At 66.1% G+C, this 21,200-nt stretch carries 19 protein-coding genes; 9 read left to right on the forward strand and 10 right to left on the reverse strand.

Features of this window, described 5'->3' with window-relative positions; translation table 11 throughout:
- Positions 1 to 49: 49 nt before the first annotated feature.
- From AC07YS_RS13010 to AC07YS_RS13020, 3 genes are read left to right on the forward strand one after another with little or no spacing between them, the layout of a single operon-like run.
- Positions 50 to 1,144, forward strand: coding sequence for a DegT/DnrJ/EryC1/StrS family aminotransferase (locus AC07YS_RS13010; protein ID WP_495269010.1), 1,095 nt, complete (start codon positions 50 to 52; stop codon positions 1,142 to 1,144).
- Complete coding sequence (locus AC07YS_RS13015; protein WP_495269009.1) at positions 1,141 to 2,391, forward strand: glycosyltransferase family 2 protein; 1,251 nt, start codon at positions 1,141 to 1,143, stop codon at positions 2,389 to 2,391. Before AC07YS_RS13010 ends, AC07YS_RS13015 begins: the two co-directional genes overlap by 4 nt.
- A 14-nt stretch (positions 2,392 to 2,405) precedes the next feature.
- Positions 2,406 to 3,461 carry a glycosyltransferase gene (locus AC07YS_RS13020; protein WP_495269008.1) on the forward strand — a complete coding sequence of 352 codons (1,056 nt, stop codon included), beginning with the start codon at positions 2,406 to 2,408 and terminating at the stop codon, positions 3,459 to 3,461.
- An 81-nt stretch (positions 3,462 to 3,542) separates the two neighbouring features.
- On the opposite strand, the gene AC07YS_RS13025 is transcribed toward AC07YS_RS13020, so the two are convergent.
- From AC07YS_RS13025 to AC07YS_RS13035, 3 genes are all read right to left on the reverse strand, one after another.
- Positions 3,543 to 4,565, reverse strand: a complete 1,023-nt coding sequence (locus tag AC07YS_RS13025; protein WP_495269007.1) for a class I SAM-dependent methyltransferase — start codon at positions 4,563 to 4,565, stop codon at positions 3,543 to 3,545.
- 206 nt (positions 4,566 to 4,771) lie between these two features.
- On the reverse strand, positions 4,772 to 5,473 hold the full coding sequence (locus AC07YS_RS13030; RefSeq protein ID WP_492733766.1) for an ABC transporter ATP-binding protein: 702 nt from the start codon (positions 5,471 to 5,473) through the stop codon (positions 4,772 to 4,774).
- A 3-nt stretch (positions 5,474 to 5,476) separates the two neighbouring features.
- Positions 5,477 to 6,280, reverse strand: a complete 804-nt coding sequence (locus AC07YS_RS13035) for an ABC transporter permease (protein ID WP_492686368.1) — start codon at positions 6,278 to 6,280, stop codon at positions 5,477 to 5,479.
- Positions 6,281 to 6,598: 318 nt separating this feature from the next.
- Between AC07YS_RS13035 and AC07YS_RS13040 the strand changes: the two genes are divergently transcribed.
- Positions 6,599 to 7,603: a glycosyltransferase family 2 protein gene (locus AC07YS_RS13040; protein ID WP_495269006.1), complete on the forward strand. Its 1,005-nt coding sequence runs from the start codon at positions 6,599 to 6,601 to the stop codon at positions 7,601 to 7,603.
- 10 nt (positions 7,604 to 7,613) lie between these two features.
- Positions 7,614 to 8,678 carry a glycosyltransferase family 2 protein gene (locus AC07YS_RS13045; protein ID WP_159273766.1) on the forward strand — a complete coding sequence of 355 codons (1,065 nt, stop codon included), beginning with the start codon at positions 7,614 to 7,616 and terminating at the stop codon, positions 8,676 to 8,678.
- 40 nt (positions 8,679 to 8,718) lie between these two features.
- Here the strand turns inward: AC07YS_RS13045 and AC07YS_RS13050 are convergent, their stop codons facing one another.
- Positions 8,719 to 10,737 (reverse strand): acyltransferase family protein, encoded by a 2,019-nt coding sequence (locus tag AC07YS_RS13050; protein WP_495269005.1) that lies wholly within the window; start codon positions 10,735 to 10,737, stop codon positions 8,719 to 8,721.
- Positions 10,738 to 10,822: 85 nt separating this feature from the next.
- Positions 10,823 to 11,581 (reverse strand): glycosyltransferase family 2 protein, encoded by a 759-nt coding sequence (locus tag AC07YS_RS13055; RefSeq protein ID WP_095743527.1) that lies wholly within the window; start codon positions 11,579 to 11,581, stop codon positions 10,823 to 10,825.
- 45 nt (positions 11,582 to 11,626) lie between these two features.
- On the opposite strand from AC07YS_RS13055, the gene AC07YS_RS13060 reads away from it, so the two are divergent.
- The 4 genes from AC07YS_RS13060 to AC07YS_RS13075 all read left to right on the forward strand — a co-directional run bounded on the left by AC07YS_RS13060 (position 11,627) and on the right by AC07YS_RS13075 (position 15,487).
- Positions 11,627 to 12,718 carry a glycosyltransferase family 4 protein gene (locus AC07YS_RS13060; protein WP_062471143.1) on the forward strand — a complete coding sequence of 364 codons (1,092 nt, stop codon included), beginning with the start codon at positions 11,627 to 11,629 and terminating at the stop codon, positions 12,716 to 12,718.
- A gap of 64 nt (positions 12,719 to 12,782) precedes the next feature.
- Positions 12,783 to 13,676 carry an acetylglutamate kinase gene (argB, locus tag AC07YS_RS13065; RefSeq protein WP_062471140.1) on the forward strand — a complete coding sequence of 298 codons (894 nt, stop codon included), beginning with the start codon at positions 12,783 to 12,785 and terminating at the stop codon, positions 13,674 to 13,676.
- An 88-nt stretch (positions 13,677 to 13,764) separates the two neighbouring features.
- The gene (gene slmA / locus AC07YS_RS13070) at positions 13,765 to 14,415 is read left to right on the forward strand and encodes a nucleoid occlusion factor SlmA (protein WP_062471138.1); all 651 of its coding nucleotides are present in this window, start codon (positions 13,765 to 13,767) and stop codon (positions 14,413 to 14,415) included.
- A 187-nt stretch (positions 14,416 to 14,602) separates the two neighbouring features.
- Positions 14,603 to 15,487, forward strand: coding sequence for a DMT family transporter (locus AC07YS_RS13075; protein ID WP_447740957.1), 885 nt, complete (start codon positions 14,603 to 14,605; stop codon positions 15,485 to 15,487).
- Here the strand turns inward: AC07YS_RS13075 and AC07YS_RS13080 are convergent.
- From AC07YS_RS13080 to AC07YS_RS13100, 5 genes are read right to left on the reverse strand one after another with little or no spacing between them, the layout of a single operon-like run.
- The gene (locus AC07YS_RS13080; RefSeq protein WP_495269004.1) at positions 15,484 to 16,542 is read right to left on the reverse strand and encodes a malate/lactate/ureidoglycolate dehydrogenase; all 1,059 of its coding nucleotides are present in this window, start codon (positions 16,540 to 16,542) and stop codon (positions 15,484 to 15,486) included. The two genes, AC07YS_RS13075 and AC07YS_RS13080, sit on opposite strands and share 4 nt — an antisense overlap.
- A 56-nt stretch (positions 16,543 to 16,598) precedes the next feature.
- A complete protein-coding gene (locus tag AC07YS_RS13085; protein WP_495269003.1) occupies positions 16,599 to 18,125 on the reverse strand; it encodes a UxaA family hydrolase in 1,527 nt (508 codons plus the stop codon).
- 47 nt (positions 18,126 to 18,172) lie between these two features.
- Entirely contained in the window at positions 18,173 to 19,567 is a 1,395-nt protein-coding gene (locus AC07YS_RS13090; RefSeq protein WP_095743531.1) for a TRAP transporter large permease, read from the reverse strand.
- 31 nt (positions 19,568 to 19,598) lie between these two features.
- Positions 19,599 to 20,156 (reverse strand): TRAP transporter small permease, encoded by a 558-nt coding sequence (locus AC07YS_RS13095; RefSeq protein WP_070060225.1) that lies wholly within the window; start codon positions 20,154 to 20,156, stop codon positions 19,599 to 19,601.
- Between the two features lie 9 nt (positions 20,157 to 20,165).
- Positions 20,166 to 21,176, reverse strand: a complete 1,011-nt coding sequence (locus AC07YS_RS13100) for a sialic acid TRAP transporter substrate-binding protein SiaP (RefSeq protein WP_095949517.1) — start codon at positions 21,174 to 21,176, stop codon at positions 20,166 to 20,168.
- Positions 21,177 to 21,200: the final 24 nt, after the last annotated feature.

Here is a 21,200-nt window from a genome sequence, read left to right on the forward strand (position 1 = left end):
TTCGGGTAGCCCTTTTTCCCCAGCTGCTCAGATGTCTCAAGTCATGCCCATGCAAGAACGCGACGCTTCTCCGGCGACGATCAAGGTTTTGCGACCGAAACTGCCAACGTCGGCTGAACTCCTTCCTTACCTCGAGCGCATCGACAGCTCCCGCACGTACAGCAACTACGGGCCGCTCAATGGAGAGTTTGCGCGCCGTCTCGGCGATCTGGTCGGAGGCAGTCACACGACGCTGACCTCCAATGGAACCACCGCGATCGAGCTTGTATTGAGGTTGCGTTGCGAACAAGGCGGCCACTGCCTGATGCCGGCGTTCACCTTCATCGCCAGTGCGCACGCGGTGTGCAATGCCGGGCTGACGCCGTACCTGCTTGAGGCAAATCCGGACACCCTGGCGCTCACGCCCGAAATCGCGACCGCCGCGCTGAAGTCCGTGCCCGGCCCGGTTGCTGCCGTGTTGGTCGTCAGTGCCTTCGGTGCGCCGCCGGACTTCGCCGCGTGGGCAGACTTCGAGGCGCGGCACGGGATTCCCGTCGTGTTCGATGCGGCGGCGGCATTGACTTCGCTCTCCGGTATCGGCCAGCAACCCGTTTGCGTGAGCCTGCATGCCACCAAGACGCTGGGCATCGGCGAAGGCGGCGCCATCTTCTGTGCCGACCAGGCGTTGATGGAACGCGCGACCGCCATGACGGGCTTCGGATTCGCCGGCCAGGAGCGCCTGTCTTCGCTGCGCGCGGGCAACTATCGCATTTCCGAATACGCGGCAGCGGTGGGCTTGGCGGCGCTGGACGGGCTGCCGGCGCGCCTCCAGGAAATGCGTGACCTGACGGCCGCGTATGCGAGTCGACTGGAAGGAAAAGCGGTGCAGCTGCAGCGCGGGGTCGGAACCGATTGGGTCACCATGACGTTGAACGTGATGGTTCCGGCTGCGGATCTCGCCGCGACCCTGGCTCGGCTCGACGATGCCAAGGTCGAATGGCGTCGCTGGTGGGGCCTGGGTTGCCACCGGCATCCGGCGTTCAAGGATGTGCCGAGGTCCGACCTGTCGGCAACCGACGCCCTCGCACCCCGTGTCATCGGCTTGCCTTTCCACGCTGACCTGTCGGCGGGTGAGCTGGACCGCGTCACTGGTTGCCTCCAATGAGCAAGAGCCCGCTTCTCTCGTACATCGTTCTTTCGTACAACTACGAGCGCTACATAGGCAAGACGTTGCGCAGCATCCTGGACCAGACGGTGCAGGACTTCGAGATCGTGGTCGTGGACGATGGATCCGTCGACAACTCGGTGGCCATCGTTTCCTCCTTCGAAGACCCGCGCATCAGGCTGTTCGTCAATGAGAAGAACCTGGGCGGTGCGGCCAGCTACAACCGGGCGGTTCAAGAAGCGCGTGGCGAGTGGTTGGTCAACCTGGATGCGGACGATTGGGTCGATCCGCGAAAAGCCGAAATCCAGTTGGAGGCGGCTAGCCGGAATCCACAACTCGATGTCATTGGTACCTATGTCGCGATCTATGACGAGAATGACAATCGGCACCCATCGGCCGACGCGATGGAGGCGGGATACAACCAGCCGCGCGACCTGAATCTGGTCGACACCTGGATCGGTGCCAACCATCTGTGCCGGTCCTCCACCATGGTGCGCGCCTCCGCGCACCAGCGAATCGGGCTGGATGACCCGCTGATGGTCCGCGCGCCGGACTACGAACTGTGGACTCGCGCGCTGCAGCACGGATGCAAGTTCGCCATCATTCCGCAGCCCCTGACTTCCATTCGTGCGCACTCGCGTGGCGTGACACACGGTGATCCGGTCGGCACGCTGCTCGAGGTCAGCTACGCGATGCAACGCAATCTGGTGCCTCTTGCCGAAGCGCGTTCGCTGCTTCCTTCCATCACGCGAATGGTTGCATGGACATGCCGCCATCCATCGCTGAGCCAGTTGCCGCCATTGCAGGCACATAGGCTGATCGGCGTGATGATGCAATCGACAGCGGTCTCTGATTTCCAGCATTTCCTTGCCATGCTGGGAAACTACAGCAACCATCCCGAGCTCGCCGAAATCGGTCGACGTTCCCTTGCATTTGCGGGGCCGAGCGCCGATGCCTATCAGGAAGTCGACAAGCTTCACAGTGACATCCGGGCCTATATCGAGGCGAGGGACTCCTGTCACCGCGACATCCAAGCCTATATCGAGGCGAGGGACTCCTGTCACCGCGACATCCAGGCCTATATCGAGGCAAGGGACTACTTCAAAGGGGAGTGCGAGAACTGGGAGCGCGCCTATCGTTCGCTCCAGGCCGAGCACCAGGCGCTCAATGAAGCTCTGGCCTCACGTGGTTCACCCTCCTTTCCCCGGCGTGCATGGTCGCGTCTTGTCCGTGCCCTGACCAAATGAACTCGCCCCGTATCATGGCACTGCTCCCTTTCCTGGTGAAGGGGGCTCTCTCGATTGCGATCTTCCGTGCGCTCAGAGCGCGCGGAGTCGAGATCACGGTGGCTTATTGCGGCGATGCATCGGCAGACTATGAGTCTGATGCGCTGGAAGATTTCGCCTCGACCGGGCATCTTCTCAACCTGTCCGGCATGTCCTCGGTGACCCGGTTCGATCTGGTTCAAGAACTTCTTGTCGATCGCAAGATAGATCTCGTCCTGCAGGTGGGTGCGACCCAGCTGTATCACCTCCTTCCCTATTGGAAAGAGCGGTTGCCTGCGCTGCGGATTGCCGACATCCTGTACAACGAAATCGGCCATACGTTGAACCACTTCCTTTATGAAGGATGCTTCGATGCCGTGATCGTCGAGAGTGATTTCATGGGCGATTTCATCAGGCGATCGTCCCGCAGGCCCGATCCTCCTGTTGTTGTCGTTCGCAGCGGCGTCGACGTGGACGATTTTTTCCCTGCCGCCACGCCGCCCAGCGGCGCTGGACTCAAGGTTGGATATGTCGGCCGGATGTCAGGTGAGAAGAATCCTGTTGGGTTCATCGAATTGGCGCGGCGGCTGGCGAGCCTGAACCCCGGTCTCGATTTCGACATGTTCGGCACGGGCCCCGATGCGGCCATGGTCAAGGAACGCGTTGCAACCAGTGGGATCACCGACAGGCTGAGGTATCACGGTTTTGTGGAGCACGCCAAAGAAGCATTGCACCAACTGGATGTGCTCATCCTGCCGTCGAAGTTCGATGGCAGACCCGTTCTGGTCATGGAGGCGAATGCGTGTGGCATTCCCGTGATTGCAGCGCCAGTGGGCGGAATCCCTGAACTGGTGGCCGACGGGGTCAACGGTTTTCTGATGCATCCGACTGAAACCGAGCGCATTCACGGACTGCTGTCCAGGTTGCAGGGGCAGCCACAGGCGCTCGACGCACTGAAGACTGCCGCGCGCGCCCATGCGCTGGCGCATTTCAGCCGCGAAAAGATGATCGAGGCGTATGGGGCCGCTTTCGCGAAAGTAGCCTCGATCTGAAGGACGACTCGCGATCGCGCAGAGTGCGGCAAGGCCGCAGTCTTGCCGGAGACCGAGGCATCATCTGCTCCAACGTGGTCTTCAGTGTCGCTTGGACAGAGACTGCAACTGCTTGTACATCTCGGCGTTGGTCGCCTTCAATTCTTCAGTGTCGTGATGCAGGCGATTCCACTCGTGCTGCCAGTTCTTCGCTTGCTGTTCGTGCCATTTCGCACTTTCCAATGCGCCTCCGGCATTGTCTGCAACGACCCGGTCCGCATGCCAGAGCTGGGTCAGGCGCTTCACCAGATTGAAACTGTAGGCATGCTTGACCAGCGTAGGCAGCGCCAGAATGCGGTCGGCAGTCACGTTGAATGAGTGGACGACGTTGTACGCAAGATTGATGCAGGTCTCCTCGTCGGATAGACCGGCGGGCGAAGGCCGTGTCATTGCCTCGAGAAGCTGGCTCACGCGAGCGAAGACCGCAGAATCGTGAGCGGCGACGCCGATGTAGGTCGAGCTGTACCCGGCGATATCGGACTCGAATCCAGTGAATTGATGGTCCGGAAATTCCTTGAACAAGGCCTCCAGCCCCTTGACCGTGGGGTAGTAGACATGCTCGTAAGAGGATTCGAGCCAATCCTTGTTGTTCCTTGTGTACGACATCAGCGGGACCTCGAAGATGAGGACACCGTCGGGTCGAAGGGATTTCAGGGAAACATCGAATGCGCCCCTGAAATCGTTCACGTGCTCGAAGGTTGCGATCGACGTGATGAAGTCGAAACTGCCATGCGTTTGATTGCTGACTGCGGGATCGAACACATCGGAGGCAATGACGGCCACGCCTCTCTGCTGGGCCACGCCGGCTGCGGCCGCATTGACCTCGATGCCGAAGCGTTCGTAGTCGCCGTTCAGGCTTCGGAGCAAATGGCCGTTGGCACAACCGATGTCCAGAATCCGGCCCGCGGGTGAGATCGCCTCCAGCACCAGCTGGACCCACAGAAGGCTGTGATCCGCCGTGAACTCGTAGTCGTGGTATCCGACCTCGTCCGCGTTGCTCGCACCGTAGTACGTGTCTTCATAGAAGACACTCGTATCTTCGGGAACCACTTCGACGACCCCCATGTCGCAGTTCTCGCAGAACAGGACATTGCGCCCATCACCCCGTGTCAATGACCGGCCCACACGGACAGACGCGCAAATGTTGCACTTGAAATGCATATTCATTCAATCCTTGGGGGCGCAAGACGGGGGGCAATCATCATATTCGTTGAATGCCCGGAGGGTCTACGGAGACCGATGTGAGTCACGGCGTTTGCAGCCGTGCTTCCTCAGCTTTCTACGATTCGTCCGTGCTCCAGGTGAATCACGCGATTGCATTCCTTGGCAATCAGCTCGGGCGAGTGCGAGGCCAGCACCAGGATGCCCGACTTGGAGACCACGTCGCGCATCCGCTTCTCGGCCTTCTCGGTGAACGCGGCGTCGCCCACCGACAGCCATTCGTCCATCAGCAGGATGTCGGCTTCGACGCTGGTCGAGATGGAGAACGCCAGCCGCATCATCATGCCGGTCGAGTAGGTGCGAACGGGCATGTTGACGTACTCGCCCAGGCCGCTGAATTCGCAGATGTCGGGCGTGAGCCGGTCGACCTCTTTCTTGCTCATGCCCATCACGAGGCCGCGCAGCATGATGTTCTCGATGCCGGTGGCGTCCATCTCGATGCCCAGTGCGGGGTCGATCAGGCTGGCCACGGAGCCCTGGCGCGTGAACTCGCCCGACGACGGTTCATAGACGCCCGCCAGCGTGCGCAGCAGCGTGGACTTGCCTGCGCCGTTGTGGCCGATGAGGCCCAGCCGGTCGCCGCTCTTGAGTTCGAGGTTGAGGCCGCTGAGCGCCTGCACCACGGTGACGCCGGTTTCCTTGCCGAAGCGCCCGCCGGTGACGGAGGCCGCCAGCGTCTTCTTGAGTGACACCGAGCCGGCCCCGTAGATGGGGAAGCTGACCGAAACGTTCTTGAGTGAAATGGATGCCATGGATCAGAGCCAGTAAACGACGCGGCGACGGTATTTGACGAACATCACGCTCGCGGCGGTCAGGCACAACACGGTCCACAGACCGATACCGATCCAGCTTTCGAGGTGGGCCACGCCGCCCATCAGCGGCGTGCGCAGCAGGTCGAGCATCTGCGCGAAGGGGTTCCACAGCACGTACTTGGCGCGGCCCGGGAGGTTCTCGGGAAGCCAGAACACGGGGGTGAGGAACATCAGCATCTGCATGATGCTGGTGATGATCTGCGTCACGTCGCGGTAGCGGGTGCAGATGAGGCCCAGCAGCAGGCCGAGCGCATGGGCGTTGACGATGAGGATCAGGAAGGCCGGAATGACCAGGAGAACCGACCACGACAGCGAGACGCCGGCCCACAGGGCGACGGGGATGTACAGCACGATCTGGTGGGCGAACTGGATCAGGTTGCGTCCCAGGCCTCGCCACACGAAGAGGCTGATGGGAAAGTAGCCCTGCTTCAGGTAGTTGGAGGCGCCGACGAAGGCGTTGCAGGCATCGGTGACGATCGCGGAGAAGAAACCCCAGAAGATGACGCCGAGCGCCAGGTGCGGGAAGAACTTGTCCAGCTGGGTGCCGAAGAGCGAGGCATACAGCGGGCCCATGCCGCCGATCATGATGCCCATGCTCAGCGTGAGCCACAGCGGCCCCAGCATGGAGCGGCGATAGCGCAGCACCACGTCGAACCAGGCCAGCGTCCACCAGATGTCGGTGCGGCGGGTGCCTTCCCACCAGTCGGCCAGGGCGCTTCGATGGAGATTGGAATGAACTTGGCTCATGCGTGTGCGTCAGTGTCTTTGTCTGCCATGCGGATGCCGATGTGCAGGGTCAGGGTCCCACCGCCGCGTGAAACGGCGATGAGCAAAAGCGCTTCGTGGCCGAGGGGGTCAAGCGGGATTTCTTGGAGGGCTATGGCCGGATGGGCCGGGACGGTGCTCGTGCGAGCCCGCGCATTTTATTCAGAGTATCAACTGAGAGATAATTTTACCGGCTCCGGTTCCCCCGCAATTCGTAACCATGGAAGAGCCCACCGCTCCCCCGATCGGACGGGCTGCGGCTGCCATCGGCAGCATGCCCGACAGAAAAACGATCCACCCATGCGCAATCCCCGTCCTCTCGAAGTCTCCGTCGCCCTGTGCACCTACAACGGCGTCCGCTTCCTGCGCGAGCAGGTGCGCAGCATCTGCCTGCAGACCCGGCCGCCGATCGAGATCGTGCTGTCCGACGATGCCTCGCGCGACGGCTCGGTCGATGTCGTGCGCGCTACGGTGGCCGAATGCGCGGCGGAGCGCCCCGGGCCGCCCATCGCCCTGCGGGTCTTCGAGAACCCGGTGGCCCTGAGGGTCGTCAAGAACTTCGAGCAGGCCATCTCGGCCTGCACCGGCGACCTGATCGCGCTGAGTGACCAGGACGACGTGTGGGTGCCCGACCGGCTCGAGCGGATGGTGGCGCCCTTCGTGCAGGACGACAACCTCTGGCTGCTGCACACCGACGCGCGCCTCGTGGATTCCCAAGGCCGCGACCTGGGCAACACGCTGTTCCATGCGCTGGAGGTCACACCGTCGGAGCTCGAGCGGATCCACACGGGCCGGGCGTTCGATGTGTTCCTGCGCCGCAACCTCGTGACCGGCGCCACCACGGTTTTCCGTCGTGCGCTGCTCGCCGATGCGCTGCCGCTGCCCGTCGAGTGGGTGCACGACGAATGGCTGGCCATCATCGCGTCGACGACGTCGCGGGTCGACCTGCTGGAAGAGCCGCTCATCGAATACCGCCAGCACGAATCCAACCAGATCGGCGCCCGCCGCGACACCTACAAGGAAAAGGTGCGCAAGGCGCTCGCCTCGCGCGGCAACACGCACGTCGAGCGCGCGATCAAGGCCGAGCTGTTGCTGGAGCGTCTGCTCCAGCTCGGCGATCGCGTGCCCCCCGAGATCATCGACAAGGTGCGCAGCAAGATCGTGCACCAGCGCTTCCGCGCCGCCTTGCCGGCCTCGCGCCTGGCCCGGTGCGTGCCGATCCTGCGCGAGGCCATGACCGGTCGCTACGACAAGTTCGGCCGCGGGGTGCGCGGCGTGGTCCGCGATCTTTTCGAATCTGTCTGACACAACAACAATGAACCCAACCAACGTCCCCGCGAACCCTTCCCCGCCCGGCGAGCCGATGGCCTGGCCGAACGTCGTGGTCATCATCCCGTTCTACAACGGCGCCGATTTCATCGAGCGCTCGGTGAAGAGTGTGTTCGAGCAGTCGGTGCCCGCACACGAGGTGATCGTGGTCAATGACGGCTCGCGCCCGGAGGAGCGCGCCGCGCTCGACGGGCTGGCGGCCCGCTATCCGTTCCGCATCCTCGACAAGGAGAACGGCGGCCAGGGCTCGGCGCGCAATGCGGGCGTGGCGGCGTCGACCTCCGAGTACATCTGCTTCCTGGACCAGGACGACTTCTACCTGCCGAACCACATCGAGACGCTGGTGTCGTCGATCCCGTGGGACGACCGCCTGTTCGGCTACATCTACGCCGACCTGTACGAGGCGGACGGCGACGGCAACGTGATCCGCACCGGCGTCATCAAGGACCACGCACAGCACCCGAAGCGCAGCATCTTCGACCTGCTGCGCTACGACATGTTCGTGCTGCCCTCGGCCGCGCTGGTGAGCCGCAAGGCCTTCGACGCGGTGGGCGGCTTCGACTCGCAGTTCATGGGCTACGAGGACGACGACCTGTTCCTGCGCATCTTCCGCAAGGGCTACAGCAATCACTTCGTGGACAAGGCGGTGACGGTCTGGTGCATCCACACGGCCAGCACCTCGTTCGGCATCCGCATGGTGCGCAGCCGCTTCAAGTACTTCAAGAAGCTGCTGCAGATGTTCCCCGACGAGCACCAGCGCGGCCGCTACTACCTGCGCGAATACCTGATGCCGCGCTTCCAGCTGTTCTTCGTGAACGAGGCGATCGAGGCCATCAAGAAGGACGACCAGTACCGCGGCGAGATGACGGCGGTGCTGGACGACTACGCGGCCATCGTCTTCGCGAACCCGTACGTGGGCCGCAAGAAGAAGCTGCGGTTGTGGATCACGCTGTTCCTGCTGCGCCGGAGCACGCCGGGCATGGTGCGCTTCATCGGCGCGCTGACGAAGCTGCCGGGCATCCGCAGCCTGCGCAAGGTCTACAAGTCCTGATGCGCGCCGCGGCGGCCCGCAGGCCGCCGCAGCCTGGCCCTCAGCGGGCCGGCGCCGACGTCATCGCCGGGTCCATGTAGGTGGCGTGCGAGCGCACATACTCGGCGCGCAGGTGGCCCGCGTCCTTGTAGATCGGCGTGGCGTCGGCATCGGCGCGGGTGCACCAGTCTTTCTGGCACAGGCTCGGGATCGGGTCGATCACGATGGCGCCGCTGCGCTGCGCGATCTGCCGCATGCGCTCGTGCAGCGCCTTCTGCCTCGGGTCCCAGGGGGCGGTGGGCGACATCTTGCCCACTTGCATGTCGCCCAGGCGCCCGCCCTTGATGAACTCCTCGGGGCCGAAGCCCTCGCCGACCGGGTTGTCCAGCAGCAGGTAGACCTGCTTGTGCTTGGCCAACGTGGTCAGCACGGTCTCGAGCATGTTGAGCGAGAAGTCCACGCCGCCGCCGCCCATGAAGCGCCGCTTGTCCTTGCCGTCGAAGAAGTAGTAGCGGTCGGCCGCTGCGTTCTCTGCGTTGGGCTTGCCGGTCTCGGTGAAGTAGCAGTTCCAGCAGCCGCCGAAGACGACGGCGTCGAACCGGTCGCTCATGGCCAGCCGCATGCCGCCGTCGCGGCGTTCGCCGCAGAGGTTGTTCTGCTCGTCGACCACATTGGGAATCGGCGGGCAGGCGCCCCAGGTCACGAAGGAGAGCGAATCGAGCGTGCCCGGCGAGGTCTTGGAGAGCTCGACGGCGCGCGGCCCGTACTGTTCGACGTGGCTGTCCCCGAAGAACAGCACCCGCCGCTTGCCCTGCCCGATCTGCTGCAGCACCTCGCCATCGACCTTGATCGGGCTCAGGCCGTCCGGGTAGGCCCAGTCCTTGGCGGCCGCGGCGGTCTTGTTGAAGTAGGGGTCGCTGTGGCGGCCGACGTAGTAGCGCGTGGTCGCCAGCAGGCCGAGCACGACGAAGCCGATCATCACGGCCACCAGCCCCGCCGTCACCGTCGGGTTCTCGCTGCGGCGCGTGTAGCGCTCGACGAACCGGTAGGTGAGCCAGGCCAGCACGAACGACGCCACCAGCATCAGCGCCCGGATGCCGTCGGAAGGCAGCTTGCCTTCCAGGATGCGCGCATAGGCAAGCAGTGGCCAGTGCCACAGGTACAGCGGGTAGCTGATCAGCCCCACCCACACCATCGGCTTGGAGGCCAGCACGTAGCGGTTGAGCACGCCGCTCGGTCCGGCCGCGATGCAGAAGAAGGCGCCCACCGACGGCAGGATGGCCCAGAACCCGGGGAAGGCCTTGCCGCCGCGGATGTAGCATAGGCCCAGCACGATCAGCACGAGGCCGGCGATCGACTGCGCGTGGCGGCTCCAGCCCGGCTTCGGCGGCGGTCGGTGCAGCCGCGCATAGGCCAGCATGCCGCCGATCATCAGCTCCCAGAAGCGCGACAGCGGCGAATAGAACGCGGCCGTGCGGTGGCTGTGGATGGTCGTCACGTTGAGCAGGAACGACATCGCCGCCACCGTGCCGAGCACCGTGAGCATGCGCCACTTGCGCTTCCAGGCCAGGCCCAGCAGCACGGGCCAGAAGATGTAGAACTGCTCCTCGATGGCCAGCGACCACAGGTGCAGCAGCGGTTTGGTCTCGGCGGCGTTGTCGAAGTAGCCGGCCTCGTTCCAGAAGGCGAAGTTCGACACGAAGCCTGCGCCCGCGGCCACGTGCTTGCCCAGCTGTTCCCATTCGTGCGGCAGCAGGGCGAACCAGCCGAAGGCCATGGTGGCCAGCAGCACCAGCGCCAGCGCCGGGAAGATGCGCTTCACGCGCCGCGCATAGAACTCGCGGTAGCTGAAGCCGTCGCCCTGGAAGCTGCCCAGGATGATGGTGGTGATCAGAAAGCCCGAGATGACGAAGAAGATGTCGACACCGATGAAGCCGCCCTTGATCCACTGCGGGAACGCGTGGTAGCCGAGCACCGAGAGCACCGCGACCGCGCGCAGCCCGTCGATGTCCGGGCGGTATTTCGGGTGAACCAGGTGGGCGTGTTCGGGGAGGGAGGTCGGGCTGCTCGTGGTCGTCATCGTCGGTGCTGAAAGCGGCGCTTGCGGGCTTTTCGTGCGGGGCTTTTCGGTCCCGATTGTCCTCGCAAACGCCGCCGTGCCTTTTTCAGGCGGCGGCGCGCTGCAGCCGCCAGTAGCGCCAGAAAGCGCCCGACAGCCACACCTTGAGCAGGCTGGTCACGTGCCAGTACAGGTACTTCTTGCTGCGGTGGCTGGCGCGCTGGGCGTCGTGGCGCGCGCGCAGGTCTTCGGTCACCTGGAGCTTCCAGCCGGCCAGCCGGGTGCGGGCGCAGATGTCGAAGTCTTCCCCGTACATGAAGAAGCGTTCGTCGAAGCCGCCGATCTTGCGGTAGGCCTCGCTGCGAAACAGCATGAACAGGCCCGGAATCCAGGCCGGCACGGCCGGCGGCTGGTAGCCGGGCTTCTTGCGGCCCAGGATCTCGAAGGGGGTCAGCAGCGCGCGGTGCGGCTCGGGCTCGGGCCGGCCCGACTCCAGGATGCGCGGGGTCATCAGGCCGGCGTCGGGCGCGGCCTGGGCGAGCATCGGGGCGAGCACGTCGGCATCGAAGCGGATGTCGGGGTTGAGCACCAGGAACCAGGGCGTGTCGCAGCGCGCGAAGGCCTGGTTGTGGTTGGCGCCGAAGCCCAGGGGCGCCGCGTTCTCGATGCGCTCGATGGCGAAACCCCACTGGCGTCCTGCGAGCAGGTCGGCCTCGGGAATGTTCAGCGTGAGCACGACCTTGGCGATCGCGTCCCGGCTGTGCCGGTCGAGCTGCTCGAGCAGCGGCAGCACCAGCGCGAGCTGGCCGTGGCTCACGATCGACAGGGTGACCGGGGCGTGGGGTGAAGAAGGGGGCGTGGGCATGGTCTAATTTCGCTCGGGAATTCTAGGGTTCCCCCAACCCCACTCATGATTGCCCTGATCATCCTCAGTTTCTTCGTCTCTGCCATCGCGGTGCAGCTGTTCATGCGCCGCGCGCGCAGACACGCGCGCCGCTACGGCGCCGACATGCCCCAGCGTTTCCACAAGGGCCACGTGCCGCGCCTGGGCGGGGCCGGCATCATGCTCGGCATGAGCGCGGCCTGGCTGGGCGCCGGCCTGATCGAGCCGCTGAACATCGCCTGGCCGCTCAAGTCCTCGATGCTCACGCTGGTGTGCATCCTGCCCGCCGTGCTCGGCGGCATCGTCGAAGACGTGACCCAGCAGGTCAAGGTGCGCTACCGGCTGGGCCTGACGATCGGCTCGGCGCTGCTGGTGTGCTGGGTGCAGGGGCTGGGCGTGGCGCGCACCGGCTTCGAGACGCTCGACGGCTGGCTCGCGCTGCTGCCCTATGCCTCGCTGGTCTTCGCGGCCCTGGCCATCGGAGGCCTGCCGCATGCCTTCAACATCATCGACGGCTACAACGGGCTGGCCGGCACCGTGGCCGTGCTCGTGTGCCTGGCGATCTCGCACGTGGCGCTGCAGCTGGGCGACCGGCAGCTGGCCGCGATGGTGATCTGCCTGGTCGGCGCCACCTTCGGCTTCCTGGTCTGGAACTACCCGCGCGGCAAGATCTTCGCCGGCGACGGCGGCGCCTACGTCTGGGGCATGGTGATCGCCGTGGCCTGCGTGACGCTGGTGCAGCGCCACCGCGTGGTGTCGCCATGGTTCCCGATGCTGCTCTTGATCTACCCGGTGTGGGAGACGCTGTTCTCCATCTACCGCAAGCTGGCCCGGGGCCAGTCGCCGGGCACGGCCGATGCGCTGCACTTCCACCAGCTGATCTTCCGGCGCATCGTGCGCGTGGCCTTCGCGGACGACGAGGCGCGCCAGCTGCTGGCGCGCAACAACCGCACCTCGCCCTACCTGTGGATGTTCGCCGCGCTGTCGGTGGTACCCGCGGTGCTGTTCTGGAACAACACCTTCGTGCTGATGCTGTTCTGCCTTCTGTTCGTCACGACCTACGTCGGGGCGTACCTGATGATCGTGCGCTTCAAGGTCCCGCGCTGGCTGCGGCCCTGACCGCCGGCGCCGCCTTGTTGCGAGAATTCTTCCCATCGTCCACCGCTTTGGAGCCTGACCGCCCATGACCGACCCCGTCCTCAACATCCCTCCGCGCGACAAGGCCGAGATCCTGGCCCAGGCGCTGCCGTACATCCGCAAGTTCCACGGCAAGACCATCGTCATCAAGTACGGCGGCAACGCCATGACCGACCCGGCGCTGCAGGCCGACTTCGCCGAAGACGTGGTGCTGCTCAAGCTGGTCGGCATGAACCCGGTGGTGGTGCACGGCGGCGGCCCGCAGATCGAGGCCGCGCTGAACAAGCTGGGCAAGAAGGGCAGCTTCGTGCAGGGCATGCGCGTGACCGACGCCGAGACCATGGAAGTCGTCGAATGGGTGCTGGCCGGCGAGGTGCAGCAGGACATCGTGGGCCTGATCAACCAGGCCGGCGGCAAGGCCGTGGGCCTCACGGGGCGCGACGGCGGCCTCATTCGCGCGCAGAAACTCAAGCTGGCCGACCGCACCGACCCGAACGTGCACCACGACGTGGGCCAGGTCGGCGACATCGTCTCCATCGACCCCAGCGTGGTCAAGGCGCTGCAGGACGACGCCTTCATTCCCGTCGTGAGCCCGATCGGCTTCGGCGAGGAGAACGAGAGCTACAACATCAACGCCGACGTCGTCGCCGGCAAGCTCGCCACGGTGCTCAAGGCCGAGAAGCTCATGCTGCTGACCAACACGCCCGGCGTGCTCGACAAGAACGGCAACCTGCTCACCAACCTGAGCGCGCGCGAAATCGACGACCTGTTCGCCGACGGCACCATCTCGGGCGGCATGCTGCCCAAGATCGAAGGCGCACTCGACGCGGCCAAGAGCGGCGTGAACGCGGTGCACATCATCGACGGCCGCGTGCCCCACGCGATGCTGCTCGAGATCCTGACCGACCAGGCCTACGGCACGATGATCCGGGCGCGCTGAGCGCCCTCCGCGTGCCTTCCGTCGGCGGAAGGCGCGCGCTCACTGCGCTGTGCGAGAATCAATTGATTACATCTTTGCACGCGCTCCCATGCAGAACGAAGAGACAGCTGCCCCCGGCGTAGAGACCCCGGCCGACACGCCCGCCGCCGCACCGACGCGCAAGCGCCCCAAGCCGGGCGAGCGGCGCGTGCAGATCCTGCAGGCGCTGGCCGCCATGCTGGAGCAGCCCGGTGCCGAGCGGGTCACCACCGCCGCGCTGGCCGCGCGGCTCGAGGTGAGCGAGGCGGCCCTGTACCGCCACTTCGCGAGCAAGGCCCAGATGTTCGAGGGCCTCATCGACTTCATCGAGCAGAGCGTCTTCACGCTGGTCAACCAGATCCTCGAGCGCGAAGGCGCCACCGGCAGCCAGCAGGCGGCCCGCATCCTCGTGCTGCTCGTGCAGTTCGCCGAGCGCAACCCCGGCATGACGCGCGTCATGGTCGGCGATGCGCTGGTGTTCGAGAACGAGCGCCTGCAGCAGCGCATGAACCAGTTCTTCGACAAGATCGAGGCCACGCTGCGCCAGGTGCTGCGCGGCGCGGCCGCCGCCGACGGCTCGGCCACGCCCAGCGTCGACGCCCAGGTGCGCGCCGCGGCGCTCACGGCCTTCGTGGTCGGGCAGCTGCAGCGCTTTGCGCGTTCGGGTTTCCGCCGCGCGCCGTCCGAACACCTGGAAGCCACGATCGCCCTGATCGTTTGACGGCCTTGCCGGCAAGTCCGGCGCCGCCACGCTGAACTCGACGCGGCCCCTTGCGGCGCGTACGATCGAATTTCTCCCTTGCCGCCACGCGGTGCCGCGGTGACAAGCCCGTTTCGCATGACCTCTGGATCGGAGGCTCGCATGAGTGCTTGTCCTTCCCGCCGCCGCTGGCCTTCCGGGGCGCGCCATGCCTGACGCCGCCGCCGCCCGCCCGGCCCTTCTCCTGCACGCCGTCGTGCTCACCGCCGTCGCCATGGTCGCGTTCGCGGCCAACTCGCTGCTGTGCAGGCTCGCGCTGCAGCACGGCGGCATCGACCCCGCCAGCTTCGGCAGCATCCGGCTCGCGTCCGGGGCGATCACGTTGGCGCTCGTCGTGCGCTTCCGGGCGCAGCCGTCCGCCCTCGGGCACACCGGCTGGCTCCCGGCCGTCATGCTGTTCGCGTACGTCGCGTTCTTCTCCTTCGCTTACCTCAGCCTCCCGGCGGGCACGGGCGCGCTGATCCTCTTCGGCGCGGTGCAGCTCACGATGCTGGGCGCGGGCCTGGGCGGTGGCGAGCGCTTCGGGGTGCTGGCGTGGTGCGGCTTCGTCCTCGCGGCGGCCGGGCTCGTCTACCTGGTGTCGCCGGGCGTTGCGGCGCCGCCGCTGCTGGGCGCCGTGCTGATGGCGGTGGCGGGCGTGGCATGGGGCGTGTATTCGCTGCGCGGCCGGGGCGTGGCCGACCCGCTGGCCGCGACCGCGCGCAACTTCCTGCGCGCCGTGCCATTGGCCCTGGCACTGAGCCTGGTGTTCGCCACGCGCGCGCACGCCGATGCGCGCGGCGTCGCGCTGGCCGTGGCCTCCGGTGCGCTGACCTCGGGGCTCGGTTACGTCGTCTGGTACGCGGCGCTGGGCCGGCTGTCGGCGTTGCGGGCGGCGACGGTGCAACTGTCGGTGCCGCTGCTGGCGGCGTTCGGCGGCGTGCTGTTCCTGTCGGAAGCGATCACGCCGCGGCTGGCGCTCGCCTCGGTGGCGATCCTTGGCGGCATCGCGCTGGTGCTGAGCCAGAAGTCGCGCCAGGCGGCGCGGCGCTAGGCGACGGCCACGCCCACCTTCGCGCCGGCGGCGACGATCTCGCCCCAGGTCGCGTCATCGACCCACACCCCGTCGCGCCGGCGTGCCGCGCGCGCCTGGCGCTCCGGCTCGCCCGCGATCTGCACGGCCTCGAAGCCCTGGCCCGGCGGGCTTTGCCGCAGCCAGCCGATGAACTCGCGCGCCTCCTCGTCGAAGGCCTTCTGCGTGCCGAGCTTCGCGGGGTCGATCAGCACCGTCAGCATGCCGTTGAGCACCGTGCGTGCCGTGTCCGCCGGCCGGTGCCAGGTGCCGCCACCCGTGAGCGCGCCGCCCAGCAACTCGCAGGCCACGGCCATGCCGTAGCCCTTGTGTTCGCCGAAGGTCATGAGCGCGCCGAACAGGCCGTTGCCCTGCGGCACCACGACCACGCCCGGGTCGTTGGTGGGCGCGCCGCGTTCGTCGATGAGGTAGCCGTCGGGCACCTGCTCGCCCTTGTTGTGGGCCACGCGCATCTTGCCCTGCGCCACGCGGCTGGTCGCGTAGTCGAGCACGAAGGGTTCGGCGCCCGCCAGCGGAATGCCGATGCAGCACGGGTTGGTGCCGAAGCGCCCGTCGCCGCCGCCCCAGGGCGCCACCACGGGCCGCGAGAGCACGTTGACGAAGTGCATCGCCACCAGCCCCTGCGCCGTCGCCATCTCGGCGAAATGGCCGATGCGCCCCAGGTGGTGCGCGTTCGCGAGCGTGAAGATGCAGCTGCCGTGCTGCTTCGCGCGCGCGATGCCGAGCTCCATCGCCTGCACGCCGACGATCTGCCCGTAGCCGTGCTGGCCGTCCAGGCCCATCAGCGTGCCGATGTCGAGGTTGACCTTCACGGCCGCGTTGGGCACGAGGCCGCCTTCGGCCACCGCATCGATGTAGCGCGGCAGCATGCCCACGCCGTGCGAGTCGTGCCCGCTGAGGTTGGCCAGCACGAGGTTGGCGGCCACCTGCTGCGCTTCGGCGGCGCTGCTGCCCGCTGCTTCGAGGATGCGGGCGACGTTGGCTTGCAGGCCGTCGGCCGGCAGGGTTCTGGACATGGATCAGGCTCCTCGTGCGTTCAATGGGATGGCATAGCCGAAGGGGAGGGCGGGCCTCACATCACCGCACCGACTTGCCACGGCACGAACTCGTTCTGCCCGTAGCCGTGCTGTTCGCTCTTCGAGTGCGCGCCCGAGGCCGTGGCCAGCACCAGCTCGAAGATGCGCTGGCCCATTTCCTGGATCGAGGCGGTGCCGTCGACGATCTCGCCGCAGTTGATGTCCATGTCTTCTTCCTGCCGCTGCCACAGCGCCGAGTTGGTCGCCAGCTTGAGCGAAGGCGAGGGTGCGCAGCCGTAGGCCGAGCCGCGACCGGTCGTGAAGCAGATCAGGTTCGCGCCGCCCGCCACCTGGCCCGTGGCGCTCACGGGGTCGTAGCCCGGCGTGTCCATGTAGACGAAGCCGTGCGCGGTGACGGGCTCGGCGTATTCGTACACCGCCTCGAGGTTGCTGGTGCCGCCCTTGGCGACCGCGCCCAGCGACTTCTCGAGGATGGTCGTGAGCCCGCCCGCCTTGTTGCCGGGCGAGGGGTTGTTGTTCATCTCGCCTTCGTTGATCTCGGTGTAGTGCTCCCACCACTTGATGCGGTCCACGAGCTTCTGGCCGACCTCGCGCTTCACCGCGCGGCGCGTGAGCAGGTGCTCGGCGCCGTACACCTCGGGCGTTTCGCTGAGGATGGCCGTGCCACCGTGCGCCACCAGCAGGTCGACCGCCGCGCCCAGCGCCGGGTTCGCGCTGATGCCCGAGTAGCCGTCGGAGCCGCCGCACTGCAGCCCGATGGTGATGTGCGCCGCGCTGCACGGCTCGCGCTTCACGGCGTTGGCGCGGGGCAGCATCTCGTTGATGAGCGCCACGCCCTTCTCGACCGTCTTGCGCGTGCCGCCCGTGTCCTGGATGTTGAAGGTGCGGAAGTTCTCGCCCTCGGCCAGGTGGCCGGTCGCGAGCCAGGCGTTGATCTGGTTGGCTTCGCAGCCCAGCCCCACCACCAGCACACCCGCGAAGTTCGCATGCGTGGCGTAGCCCGTGAGCGTGCGCTCCAGGATCTGCATGCCCATGCCCTGCGTGTCCATGCCGCAGCCCGTGCCGTGCGTGAGCGCGACGATGCCATCGACGTTCGGGAACGCCGCGAGCGCCTGTGGGTTGGTCTTGCGCGAGAAGTGGTCGGCAATGGCGCGCGCAGCGGTGGCCGAGCAGTTCACGCTGGTCAGCACGCCGATGTAGTTGCGCGTGGCCACGCGGCCGTCGGCGCGCTTGATGCCCATGAAGGTGGCCTCGCGCTTTGCGGGCGCGGGCTTCACGTCGGCGCCGAAGGCGTAGTCGCGTTCGAAGTCGCCCTTGTCGGGGCCCATGTCCAGGTTCTGCGTGTGCACGTGCTCGCCGGGCGCGATGGGCTTGCTCGCGAAGCCGATGATCTGGTTGTAGCGGCGCACCGGTTCGCCCTGCGCGATGGCGCGCATCGCGACCTTGTGGCCCGGCGGGATCAGGCCGCGCACGGCCACGTTCTCGACGAGCGTGCCGCCCAGCAGTTGCGAGCGCGCGATGACGACGTCGTCGGCGGGATGGAGTCGGATGTAGGGAGTCATCGTGGGTATCGTTCTCGGAGCCGGCGCGGGTGCGCCGGCGGTGGTCGTTACTGCATGATCTTCGGCAGCCACAGCACGGTGGCGGGCCAGTAGGTGATGATGCCCAGGCTCAACAGCAATGGCACCAGCCAGGGCAGGATCGCCATCGTCGTGCGCTCGATGCTGAGGTTGGCGATGCGCGCCAGCACGAACAGCACCATGCCCATCGGCGGGTGCAGCACGCCGATCATGAGGTTGAGCACCATCACCACGCCGAAGTGCACCGGGTCGATGCCCAGCTGGTTCGAGATCGGCAAGAGGATCGGCACCAGGATCGTGATGGCCGCGGTGGTCTCCAGGAAGCAGCCCACGAACAGCATCAGCAGGTTCGCGAGCAGCAGGAACACCCAGGCTTCCTTGGTGAAGTTGAGCACCCAGCTCGCGATGTCGGCCGTGACGCCCGTGGCCGTCAGCATCCAGCCGAAGATCGAGGCGGCCGCCACGATGAAGAGCACCGTCGAGGTCGACTCCACCGTCTCCAGGCACACCTTGACGAACATCTTCCACTGCAGCGTGCGGTACCAGAAGAAGCCCAGCACCATCGCCCACACGCAGGCGGCAATGGCGCCTTCGGTGGCCGTGAACAGGCCCGTCGCCATGCCGCCGATGAGCAGCACCGGCGTCATGATCGGCAGCACCGCCTCGAACTTGAAGACCTTGTCGGCCGCGAAAAGAATCACCAGCGCAATGGCCACCGCCGGTTGGGCCGGCGCGCCGAACTTGTCGACCGCGAACCACAGCAGCGTGGGCCACAGGCACACCACCAGCAGCTCGACCAGCGCCTTCATGAGCCGCGGCCACTGGAACTTCACGTCCGCGCCCCAGCCGTTCTTGTGCGCGTAGTAGGCCACCGTGAGCATCATGAGCAGCGTCATGATGAGCCCCGGCATCAGCCCCGCGATGAACAGCGCCCCCACCGACACGTTGGCCATCATCCCGTAGATCACGAAGGGCAGGCTCGGCGGAATGATCGGCCCCAGCGTGGCCGAGGCCGCGGTCACGCCGACCGCGAACTCGGTCGAGTAGCCGTGCTCCTTCATGGCCTTGATCTCGATCGTGCCCAGGCCCGCCGCGTCCGCGATGGCGGTGCCGCTCATGCCCGAGAAGATCACCGAGCCCAGGATGTTCACGTGCCCCAGGCCGCCCTTGAGCCAGCCCACCAGCGCGAGCGCGAAGTTGTAGATGCGGTTGGTGATGCCGGCGTTGTTCATCAGGTTGCCGGCGAGGATGAAGAAGGGAACGGCGAGCAGCGGAAAGCTGTCGACGCCGCTCACCATGCGGTGAATGACGACGAAGCCCGGCAGGTTGCCGCTCCAGAGGATGTAGACCAGCGAGGCACCGGCCATGGCCACGGCGACCGGGATGCCGGCGCTCATGAAGAGCAGGAAGGCGATCTTCAGCATGTTGTTGTCGTTGTGGGGTGGGGTTGCGACCTCAGCGGTCGTCGATCGTGGATTCGGGCCGCTCCAGCACGCAGTAGCCGCGGCGCCAGTGCACCACGCTCACCTGCACCGAGCGCACGCACATGGCGACGAAGCCCAGCAGGCACACGCCGTAGACGATGTTCATCGGCAGGTCGACGATGGTCATGCTCGCGTTGTTGCCGATCTTGAGCATCATCTGCACCGTCATGACCACCGCCGCCGCGAAGAACGCCGTGCGCAGCACGTCGACCAGCAGGCCCAGCGCGCGGCCCATGGCCGGCGGCATGTGGCGGTAGAAGAAGTCGACCTGGATGTGGTTGTTGCGCGCCACGCCGATCGACGCGCCCACGAACACCGTGCCCACCAGCAGGTAGCGCGCGATCTCCTCGGTCCAGGAGGCCGAGTCGTTCAGCACGTAGCGCGTCACGAACTGGTAGAGCACCGTGAGGCCCAGCACCCAGAAGATGCCCAGGGCGGCCCAGGCCTCCACGGTGGTGCCGGACAGGTCGACGGCCTCGTCCTTGGCGTGGAACTCGCCGTCGTCGCCCAGCAGCTTGTCGTCGCTCATCGTGTGGCCTTACTTGATCGCGATGATGCGGTCGTAGTCCTGCTGGCGGTAGCCGTGGTCGGTGGGCTTGGTGTTCTTGAGCACGGCCTCGCGGAACGCGCCCTTGTCGACCGTGATCACGTTGTTGCCCTTCTTCTTGAACTCCTCCACCAGCCGGGTCTCGGAGGCGATGATCTCGCGGCCGGTCTTCTCGGCGGCTTCCTGCATCACGTCGTTGAACATCTTCTTCTCGTCGGCACTGAGCTTGGCCCACAGCTGGCCCGAGACCACGGTGAGCAGCGAGTCGACGATGTGGCCGGTCAGCGAGATGTTCTTCTGCACCTCGTAGAACTTCTTGGCCTCGATGGTGGGCAGCGGGTTCTCCTGCGCATCCACGGTGCCGCTTTGCAGCGCGAGGTAGACCTCGGCGAAGGCGATCGGCGTGGCGTTGGCGCCCAGCGACTTGGGAAAGGCCAGGTAGGCGGGCGCGTCGGGCACGCGGATCTTCAGGCCCTTCATGTCCTCGGGCTTGCTCACCGGCTTGGCCGCGCTCGAGGTGACGTGGCGCGCGCCGTAGTAGTTGAGCGCCGTGATGTGGTTGCCGGTCTTGTCGTCGTAGCCCTTGGCGAGCTCCTTGAACACGTCGCTCCTGGCGTACTTCAGCTGGTGCTCCGCGTCGCGGAAGATGAACGGAAAGTAGGTGATGGCCAGCGGCTTGTAGCTGTTGCCCGCGAAGCTCGCGCCGGTCAGCACGATGTCGACCGTGCCCAGCGTCAGGCCCTGGTTGATGTCGGCTTCCTTGCCCAGGCTGGAGGCCGGGAACACCTGGATGTCGTACTTGCCGTTGCTGCGCTTCTTGATCTCTTCGGCCGCCCACACCGAGTACTTGTGGAAGGGCTCCGAGGTCTCGTAGACGTGCGCCCACTTGAGCTTGGTCTGCGCCGAGGCGATGCCCGATACGCCGAGCGCGCTTGCCGCGAGGGCGCAGGCGGCCAGGGCCTTGAGGGCGGTGCGTTTGCTGTTCTTGCTGCTGCTGATCATGGGGTGTGTCTCCGTTGTAGTGAA

Source organism: Variovorax sp. GW458-11-26-14-LB1 (assembly GCF_059423965.1).

Excerpts from the sequence above, each read along its gene's own strand:
- AC07YS_RS13010 (WP_495269010.1), top strand. The coding sequence starts at position 50 with ATGCAAGAACGCGACGCTTCTCCGGCGACGATCAAGGTTTTGCGACCG.
- AC07YS_RS13015 (WP_495269009.1), top strand. The coding sequence starts at position 1,141 with ATGAGCAAGAGCCCGCTTCTCTCGTACATCGTTCTTTCGTACAACTAC.
- AC07YS_RS13020 (WP_495269008.1), top strand. The coding sequence starts at position 2,406 with ATGGCACTGCTCCCTTTCCTGGTGAAGGGGGCTCTCTCGATTGCGATC.
- AC07YS_RS13025 (WP_495269007.1), bottom strand. The coding sequence starts at position 4,565 with ATGGGGGTCGTCGAAGTGGTTCCCGAAGATACGAGTGTCTTCTATGAA.
- AC07YS_RS13030 (WP_492733766.1), bottom strand. The coding sequence starts at position 5,473 with ATGGCATCCATTTCACTCAAGAACGTTTCGGTCAGCTTCCCCATCTAC.
- AC07YS_RS13035 (WP_492686368.1), bottom strand. The coding sequence starts at position 6,280 with ATGAGCCAAGTTCATTCCAATCTCCATCGAAGCGCCCTGGCCGACTGG.
- AC07YS_RS13040 (WP_495269006.1), top strand. The coding sequence starts at position 6,599 with ATGCGCAATCCCCGTCCTCTCGAAGTCTCCGTCGCCCTGTGCACCTAC.
- AC07YS_RS13045 (WP_159273766.1), top strand. The coding sequence starts at position 7,614 with ATGAACCCAACCAACGTCCCCGCGAACCCTTCCCCGCCCGGCGAGCCG.
- AC07YS_RS13050 (WP_495269005.1), bottom strand. The coding sequence starts at position 10,737 with ATGACGACCACGAGCAGCCCGACCTCCCTCCCCGAACACGCCCACCTG.
- AC07YS_RS13055 (WP_095743527.1), bottom strand. The coding sequence starts at position 11,581 with ATGCCCACGCCCCCTTCTTCACCCCACGCCCCGGTCACCCTGTCGATC.
- AC07YS_RS13060 (WP_062471143.1), top strand. The coding sequence starts at position 11,627 with ATGATTGCCCTGATCATCCTCAGTTTCTTCGTCTCTGCCATCGCGGTG.
- argB (WP_062471140.1), top strand. The coding sequence starts at position 12,783 with ATGACCGACCCCGTCCTCAACATCCCTCCGCGCGACAAGGCCGAGATC.
- slmA (WP_062471138.1), top strand. The coding sequence starts at position 13,765 with ATGCAGAACGAAGAGACAGCTGCCCCCGGCGTAGAGACCCCGGCCGAC.
- AC07YS_RS13075 (WP_447740957.1), top strand. The coding sequence starts at position 14,603 with ATGCCTGACGCCGCCGCCGCCCGCCCGGCCCTTCTCCTGCACGCCGTC.
- AC07YS_RS13080 (WP_495269004.1), bottom strand. The coding sequence starts at position 16,542 with ATGTCCAGAACCCTGCCGGCCGACGGCCTGCAAGCCAACGTCGCCCGC.
- AC07YS_RS13085 (WP_495269003.1), bottom strand. The coding sequence starts at position 18,125 with ATGACTCCCTACATCCGACTCCATCCCGCCGACGACGTCGTCATCGCG.
- AC07YS_RS13090 (WP_095743531.1), bottom strand. The coding sequence starts at position 19,567 with ATGCTGAAGATCGCCTTCCTGCTCTTCATGAGCGCCGGCATCCCGGTC.
- AC07YS_RS13095 (WP_070060225.1), bottom strand. The coding sequence starts at position 20,156 with ATGAGCGACGACAAGCTGCTGGGCGACGACGGCGAGTTCCACGCCAAG.
- AC07YS_RS13100 (WP_095949517.1), bottom strand. The coding sequence starts at position 21,176 with ATGATCAGCAGCAGCAAGAACAGCAAACGCACCGCCCTCAAGGCCCTG.